7 protein-coding genes are annotated in these 7,602 nt (G+C 71.3%); 1 reads left to right on the top strand and 6 read right to left on the bottom strand.

The annotated features are described in order from the left end of the window. Positions 1 to 3: 3 nt before the first annotated feature. The 6 genes from ACWGIU_RS23425 to ACWGIU_RS23400 form a co-directional block, all read right to left on the bottom strand. Entirely contained in the window at positions 4 to 1,527 is a 1,524-nt protein-coding gene (locus ACWGIU_RS23425) for a DoxX family membrane protein (RefSeq protein WP_453708734.1), read from the bottom strand. 148 nt (positions 1,528 to 1,675) lie between these two features. Next, entirely contained in the window at positions 1,676 to 2,647 is a 972-nt protein-coding gene (gene rlmB, locus ACWGIU_RS23420; protein ID WP_453708732.1) for a 23S rRNA (guanosine(2251)-2'-O)-methyltransferase RlmB, read from the bottom strand. A 94-nt stretch (positions 2,648 to 2,741) separates the two neighbouring features. Next, positions 2,742 to 4,148 carry a cysteine--tRNA ligase gene (gene cysS / locus ACWGIU_RS23415; protein ID WP_453708730.1) on the bottom strand — a complete coding sequence of 469 codons (1,407 nt, stop codon included), beginning with the start codon at positions 4,146 to 4,148 and terminating at the stop codon, positions 2,742 to 2,744. A gap of 94 nt (positions 4,149 to 4,242) precedes the next feature. Further along, positions 4,243 to 4,755 (bottom strand): 2-C-methyl-D-erythritol 2,4-cyclodiphosphate synthase, encoded by a 513-nt coding sequence (gene ispF / locus ACWGIU_RS23410; protein ID WP_453708728.1) that lies wholly within the window; start codon positions 4,753 to 4,755, stop codon positions 4,243 to 4,245. Beyond that, positions 4,745 to 5,491, bottom strand: coding sequence for a 2-C-methyl-D-erythritol 4-phosphate cytidylyltransferase (ispD, locus tag ACWGIU_RS23405; protein ID WP_453708726.1), 747 nt, complete (start codon positions 5,489 to 5,491; stop codon positions 4,745 to 4,747). The genes ispF and ispD overlap by 11 nt, the downstream gene beginning before the upstream one ends. 279 nt (positions 5,492 to 5,770) lie before the next feature. Next, entirely contained in the window at positions 5,771 to 6,253 is a 483-nt protein-coding gene (locus ACWGIU_RS23400; protein ID WP_003953493.1) for a CarD family transcriptional regulator, read from the bottom strand. Positions 6,254 to 6,864: 611 nt separating this feature from the next. On the opposite strand from ACWGIU_RS23400, the gene ACWGIU_RS23395 reads away from it, so the two are divergent. After that, the gene (locus tag ACWGIU_RS23395; RefSeq protein WP_453708724.1) at positions 6,865 to 7,557 is read left to right on the top strand and encodes a DUF461 domain-containing protein; all 693 of its coding nucleotides are present in this window, start codon (positions 6,865 to 6,867) and stop codon (positions 7,555 to 7,557) included. Positions 7,558 to 7,602: the final 45 nt, after the last annotated feature.

Below are 7,602 nucleotides of genomic sequence, written 5' to 3'. Positions count from 1 at the left end.
GTGTCAGCCGATGAGCCCGCCGATCAGACCCGGCTGCTTCGGGGCCGAAGCCCCACCGTCCGTGCTGCTGCCCGCGGAGGAGGCCGGCTGCCTCGGGGAGGACGACTGCCGGGGGGTGCTGCGCGGGGTCTGCTTGCCGGTGGTGCCGCGCGTCGCGGCGGGCGACTCGGAGCGGGTCCCCGAGGTCCCCTTGGTGGGGCTGCCGGACGCGGTCTTCCCGGCCTTCGCGGCGGGCTCCGTCGCGCTCGCCGAGGGCGACGCGGCCTTGCTCGGTGCCTGCGGGGACCGCTGCTGTCCGGGCTGCGGGCCGGCCGGCGCCTGCGGCAGCGGGCGGCCCGGCAGGTAGTTGCTGGGGGCCTCGCCCGGCCCCGGGACGGTGACGACGGTGGAGGAGCGGACGGCGCCGCCGAGGAGCGAGCCGACGAGCAGAGTGAGCCCGCACACGACGGTGGCCATGACGGCCCCGCGGCGCAGTACGCGCCGCCGCAGCCGCCAGATCTCGGAACGCGGGCCGAGGGTCCGCCAGGCCTCGCCGGCCAGGCGGCCGTCGAGGGAGTAGACCGGGGCGCCCGCGATGATCAGCGGGCTCCAGGCTGCGAGGTAGATGATGTCGGGCGCGTCGTAGGCCGGGACGGTCTTCCAGCTCACCGTCATCAGCAGTGCGGCGGACAGCAGTGCTCCGAAGCAGGCGGCGAACCGCTGCCACAGCCCGAAGACCGTGAGCACGCCGACGATGACCTGGAGGAAGGCCACGCTCAGGCCCGCCCCGACCGGGTGCGCGAGGGCGAAGTCGCGCAGCGGCTCGGCGAGCGCCCAGGGGTTCAGCGTGTGCAGCCAGGTGACCATGGAGCCGCGCTCGCCGCCGTCGAAGTAGACGGGGTCGCAGAGCTTGCCCATGCCGGCGTAGATGGAGATGAAGCCGAGGAAGACGCGCAGCGGGAGCAGCACGACGCCGAGGTTCATCCGGCGGCCGGGGTAGTAGGAGGCCTGCCCGCGCGTGTCGGGTCCGGCCCGGCGGGAGTCGGCCCCGGGGCCGGAGCCGGGCGGCTCCTGCCAGTGGGGCAGGTCCCGTACGGCGGCCAGGGGGCGGGTCTCGGCGGGGTCCCCGTAGCTGCGCTGGCCGATGACGGTCGGCGTGGCGAGGGTGTCCTCGGCGAGGTCGCCGGCCAGGTCGACGCGGGGGATGACCTGGGTGGCGCCGCCGTCGTACTCGTCGTATCCGCGGCCGGCCTCCCGGACGGCCTGCAACAGTCCGCCCATGGCGGCGGCGTCGCCGGCGTCGGACTTGCCGCTCCAGACCACGGGGGCCCGGCGGCGGGTGGCCCCGGCGGCAGCCACCACGGCGCCACCCAGAACGGGTGCGCGGCCGGGGGACTTCGCGGGCTTGGAACGCGCGCTCGGGCTCGGTGCGAGCCGCACGCGGAAGCTGGCGTGGTTGACGATGACCTGTGCGGGGTCGCACGGCACCTTGACCATGCTCAGCGCGGGCTGGTCGTCGAACCCTGACGTTCTGGTGTCCACACTCATCTAACCGAGTGATCAGTGCTTAGGACACTGCCTTGACGTCAGGGATGTGTCCGAGACCCGTCAAGATCAAGCCACCCCGCCCGAATCGGGCGGGGTGACACGCTCACGGGTCATGTTCCGTGAGCCAAGTGGATCAGTTGTGCAGCGATCAGACGCGGCCGCGGGTCGCACGGCGGCGGGCCGCCTCGTAGAGGACGACGCCGGCGGCGACACCGGCGTTGAGGGACTCGGCGCCGCCCGGCATCGGGATGCGCACGAGGTAGTCGCAGTTCTCGCCGACGAGACGGCCGAGACCCTTGCCCTCGGAGCCGACGACGATGACGACCGGGCCGCCGAGCGCCTCCAGGTCGGTGACCGTGTGCTCGCCCTCGGCCGCGAGGCCGACGATGGTGATGCCGGCCTTCTTGTAGTCCTGGAGGGCTCGGGTCAGGTTGGTGACGCGCGAGACCGGGGTGCGGGCGGCGGTGCCGGCCGAGGTCTTCCACGCACCGGCGGTCATGCCGGCGGCGCGGCGCTCGGGGATGACCACGCCGTGGCCGCCGAAGGCGGAGACGGAGCGGACGATCGCGCCGAGGTTACGCGGGTCGGTGACACCGTCGAGGGCGACGATCAGCGGGTCGTCGCCGTCGTCGTAGGCGGCCGCGGTGAGGTCCTCGGGGTGCGCGTACTCGTACGGCGGGACCTGGAGGACCAGGCCCTGGTGGTTGAGCCCGTTGGTCATGCGGTCGAGCTCGGGGCGCGGGGCTTCCATCAGGTTGATGTTGCCGCGCTCGCCGGCGAGCTGGAGGGCCTCGCGGACGCGCTCGTCGTTGTCGATGAACTGCTGGACGTAGAGCGTCGTGGCCGGGACACCGTCGCGCAGCGCCTCGAAGACCGGGTTGCGGCCGACGACCATCTCGCTGGTGCCCTTGGGGCCGCCGCGGCGCGGGGCCGGGCGGCGCTTGGCGGCCTGGCGGGCCATGGCGTTGCTGATGCGGTTGGCCTTGTGCTTCTTGCGGTCCTCGGCCTTGGGCGTGGGGCCCTTGCCTTCCAGGCCCTTGCGCCGCTGGCCACCGCTGCCGACCGTCGCGCCCTTCTTGTTGGACGTGCGGCGGTTCCTGCGCTGGCTGTTCCCGGCCATGACTTCTACCTGTTTTCGTTGGTGCTGCGATATGTACGTATGAAGAGTGTGCCGCCCGGAGCCCCGGGCAGCACACCAAGTTCAGCTGCTGGGCTCAGCGGGGGCCGAGCGTCCAGCGCGGACCGGTGGGGCTGTCCTCGATGACCAGCCCGGACTGCTGGAGCTGATCGCGGATCGCGTCGGCGGTCGCCCAGTCCTTGCGGCCACGGGCGGACTCGCGCTGATCCAGGACGAGTCGTACGAGGGTGTCCACGGCGCCGTGGAGCTCCTCGCCGCGGTCGGACCCGTTCCCGCCGTCCCAGTGGGGGTCGAGCGGGTCCAGGCCGAGGACGCCCAGCATGGCCCGCACCTCGGACAGGCGCGCGATGGCCGCGTCCTTGTCGTCGGCGGCGAGCGCGCTGTTGCCCTGGCGGACGGTGGTGTGGACGATCGCGAGCGCCTGCGGGACGCCCAGGTCGTCGTCCATGACCTCGGCGAAGGCGGGCGGGACCTCGCCCGCCGGCTCGACGGGGCCGCCGGCCTTCTCGATGACGCGCTGGTAGAAGCCCTCGATCCGGGCGAAGGCCGACTCGGCCTCGCGCAGGGCGTCCTCGCTGTACTCGATCATCGACCGGTAGTGCGGGGTGCCGAGGTAGTAGCGCAGGACGATCGGGCGCCACTGCTTGACCATCTCGGAGACGAGGACGGAGTTGCCCAGCGACTTCGACATCTTCTCGCCGGACATGGTGACCCAGGCGTTGTGGACCCAGTACTTCGCGAACTCGTCGCCGAAGGCCTTGGCCTGGGCGATCTCGTTCTCGTGGTGCGGGAAGATCAGGTCGAGCCCGCCACCGTGGATGTCGAAGGCCTCACCGAGGTACTTGTGCGCCATGGCCGAGCACTCCAGGTGCCAGCCGGGACGGCCGCGGCCCCACGGGGTCTCCCAGGAGGGCTCGCCGGGCTTGACGGACTTCCACATCGCGAAGTCACGCGGGTCGCGCTTGCCGGTCTCGCCGGTGGACTCCGGCTGACGGATGTTGTCGAGCTCCTGGCGGGAGAGCGAGAGGTAGTCGGCGTAGGACTTCACGTCGAAGTAGACGTTGCCCTCGGACTCGTAGGCGTGACCGCGCTCGATGAGGCCGCGCATCATCTCGACCATCTCGGTGACGTGACCGGTGGCGCGCGGCTCATAGGTGGGCGGGAGGCAGCCGAGTGCGCGGTAGCCGTCGTTGAAGGCGCGCTCGTTCTCGTAGCCGATGGACCACCACGGGCGGCGCTGCTCGGCGGCCTTCGTGATGATCTTGTCGTCGATGTCCGTGACGTTGCGGATGAAGGTGACCTCGTAGCCCCGGTACTCGAACCAGCGGCGCATCATGTCGAAGTTGAGACCCGACCGGATGTGCCCGATGTGCGGGGCGGCCTGCACCGTGGCGCCGCACAGGTAGATCGAGACACAGCCCGCGGTGAGCGGGGTGAAGTCGCGGATCTGCCGGGCGCTGGTGTCGTACAGGCGAATAGTCACGGCATCCAGGGTAGTGGCCCTGTAGCAGTGCCCCGCGACCCTTTCGGGACCCGGGGCACCTTTGTTGCCGAAGATGTCCGGCCGCTGCGAGCGATCAGGCCCGGTTCGTCCGGTACACGAGGGCCGTGGCGATCGCGGCGAGCCCTTCGGCGCGGCCGGTGAGCCCCAGCCCGTCGGTGGTGGTGCCGGACACCGCGACGGGAGCGCCGGCGGCGGCCGCGAGCGCCTTCTGTGCCTCCTCGCGCCGCTTGCCGATCTTCGGGCGTACGCCGATCACCTGGATGGCGATGTTGCCGATCTCGAAGCCCTCGGCACGGACGATACGGGCCGCCTCCGCCAGAAGGGTGACACCGGCGGCGCCGGACCACTCGGGGCGGGAGGTGCCGAAGTGCGCACCGAGGTCGCCGACGCCGGCGGCGGAGAACAGGGCGTCGCAGGCGGCGTGGGCGGCGACGTCACCGTCGGAGTGGCCGGCGAGGCCGTCCTCGCCCTCCCAGAGCAGCCCGGCGCACCACAGCTCGCGGCCGGTCTCGAAGGCATGGACGTCGGTGCCGATGCCGACGAGCGGGATCAGCGGCGCGGCGGAAGCGGTGGGCTCAGTAGCCATCGGTGGCCCTCCTGCGGGCGAGTACGGCCTCTGCGAGGACCAGGTCGAGCGGGCGGGTGACCTTGAAGGCCTCTTCGTGGCCCGGGATCACCACGACGGTGACGCCGAGCCGTTCCACCATTCCGGCGTCGTCGGTGGCGCCCTCGCCGTCGACGGCGATCGCGGCGTGCGCCTGCCGGAGGGTGGCGAGGTCGAAGCCCTGCGGGGTCTGCACGGCACGCAGCCGGGCCCGCTCGGGCGTGCCGAGGACCGGCTCGGGCTCGCCGGGCTTGCCGGGCTCGACCTCCTTGACGGTGTCGGCCAGGGGCAGCGCGGGCACCACGGCGGGCGCTCCGTCGCGTACGGCCTCGATGACCGAGTCCACGGTGTCCACCGGGACGAGCGGACGGGCCGCGTCATGGATGAGTACGGAGGTGATGTCCGCGGGCAGCACGTCGAGGCCGGCGCGGACGGACTCCTGGCGGGTCTCCCCGCCGGGAACGACCAGCAGCTCGGTGCGCTCGGGCAGCGCGTGCTCGCCCAGCAGCAGGCGCACCTCGGCGGCCTCGTCGGGCGGGGCGACGACCACCACGAGGGAGACCGCTCGGGAGCGGGCCATCGCGCGTACGGCGTGGATGAGCATCGGGGTGCCGCCGAGGGCCCGCAGGGCCTTGGGGGCACCGGGACCGAGGCGTACCCCCCGGCCGGCGGCCGGGATCACCGCGGCGGTGCGGTGGGGACGCGTAACGTCAGACATCAGTAGCTCCGAGCCAGGTTTGTGACTTCGGCCGACATGGGTATGGCCTGAAGGGTGCCGGGTGCGACGCCCCTCGCCCCTTCCGTGACGACCGGTCGAGCAGGCTGCCCGGGCCCGGCACGCCATCGCGATGGTGGCAGTGAGGCAGTAAGGCAAGAGGTACGGATACAGACATGCCGCAGCGCCCGGCAACAGGCCTCTCGTGGAGGAGAGACCTTGTCATCGGGCACCGCGGCAAGCTGCGCACCATATGGTGCACGGTGTGCACGGGGACTCGCGTCAGGACGCGAGCACCTCGTCGAGGAGGGCCTCGGCCTTGTCCTCGTTCGTGTTCTCAGCGAGCGCGAGCTCGCTCACCAGAATCTGGCGCGCCTTCGCGAGCATGCGCTTCTCGCCCGCGGAAAGCCCGCGCTCGCGCTCACGACGCCACAGGTCACGCACCACTTCGGCGACCTTGATGACATCGCCAGAAGCGAGCTTCTCCAGATTTGCCTTGTAGCGCCGGGACCAGTTCGTCGGCTCTTCTGCATACGGTGCACGAAGCACCTCGAAGACCCGGTCCAGCCCGTCCTGGCCGACTACGTCGCGAACGCCGACGAACTCCGCATTGTCCGCAGGCACACGAACCGTCAGGTCGCCCTGGGCGACCTTGAGCACCAAGTAGGTCTTGTCCACGCCTTTGATCTGACGAGTCTCAATGGCCTCGATCAGCGCGGCCCCGTGATGGGGATAGACCACGGTGTCGCCAACCTTGAACGTCATGTGACAGGTACCCCTTCCGTGGCTATCCAGGGTAACACGAGAACTGACTGTTATGAATGGCGTTTTCGCAGGTCAGGGCACATCTCGGGGCTTGACAACAGCAACAGGAACGTGCTGCGGAGGGCTTCCGGAAGGGGGTATTCGCAGGTCGGGGGCGCTGCGCGGACCGGACGAAAGGCCCACGCCACACGTGCCCGGCACCCCCATCCGTGTGACGTACGTCCCGTTTTGCCGGGTTCCGAGTCGAGAAACCGAACTACTCCGTCCGACTGGCCACCATCCCCACCGGGAGGTTCCGGCCCAATCCCGAATTGATCACGAAGTGGCGTTCGAGGGAATCCGGAAATTGATCAACAGGGCTCCGGGCACGATATGCGGGCGCCACGAGATCGGCGCGGTGAACGGTGCGGTGAAGGTGCGGTGAACGGCGCCCCGGAATGCAAGATCGCGGGGCGGTCCCAGGGCGGCGGCCGCCCTGCGGAGGGTCGGGTGCGGGGGCGGGGCGGCGGCTCGGTAACCTAAGCGCGCTGACACACCCTTAGAGCGGCTTTACCTCGGCCGTTCCGAGCGACCACCCGCCCCTTCCGTTCGTCCAAGGAGATGCCGCCGCCGTGAGCCGCAGCCTTCGACGCGGCGCCCTCGCCGCCACTGCCGTCGTGTTCTCGATCGCCTCGCTGGCCGCATGCGGTGCGGGCCAGGACGCGCAGACCCTTCAGATCAAGCCGGACAACGCCGCCGCCACCAAGGGCGACATCGAGGTCCAGAACGCACTGGTGATCACCCAGGGCCAGAAGGGCGAGAAGGGCCCCGCGGTCGTCTCGGCGACGCTCTTCAACAACAGCACCACGGCGGAGACCCTGGACGCCATCACCCTCCCGGGTGGTAAGGGCAAGGTCGCGCTGAAGCCCGCCGGAGGATCCGGCAAGATCACCGTGCCGGCCCTCGGCTCCGTGGTGATCGGCGGCAAGGGCAACGCCTCCGCCGTGATCGAGGACGGTTCCCTGGCCGCCAGGGACGGCGAAGTGCAGGACGTCGTCTTCCAGCTGAGCAGCACGGGCGGTGTCGAGCTGCAGGCCTTCGTGGTCCCCGCCACCGGCGCGTTCGCCCCGTTCGGCCCGACCGCGGCCCCGGCCGTGGGCGCCACCCCGTCCGGCTCTCCCTCGGGCACGCCGTCGGGCTCGCCGTCCGGCTCCCCTTCGGGCACGGCCACCGGCGCGGCCGCGCGCACCAGCCCGTCCGGCTCCCCCTCGGGCGGCGCCACCGGTACGCCGGCGGGTTCCCCGTCGCACAGCGCCGGCCACTGACGCGGACCTACGCATACGGGAAGGGCCCCCGACCGCATCAGCGGT

It is taken from the genome of Streptomyces sp. NPDC054840 (assembly GCF_053611065.1).
Note: the sequence above shows the minus strand (reverse complement) of the source record. Positions and strands in the feature narration are given on the sequence as shown.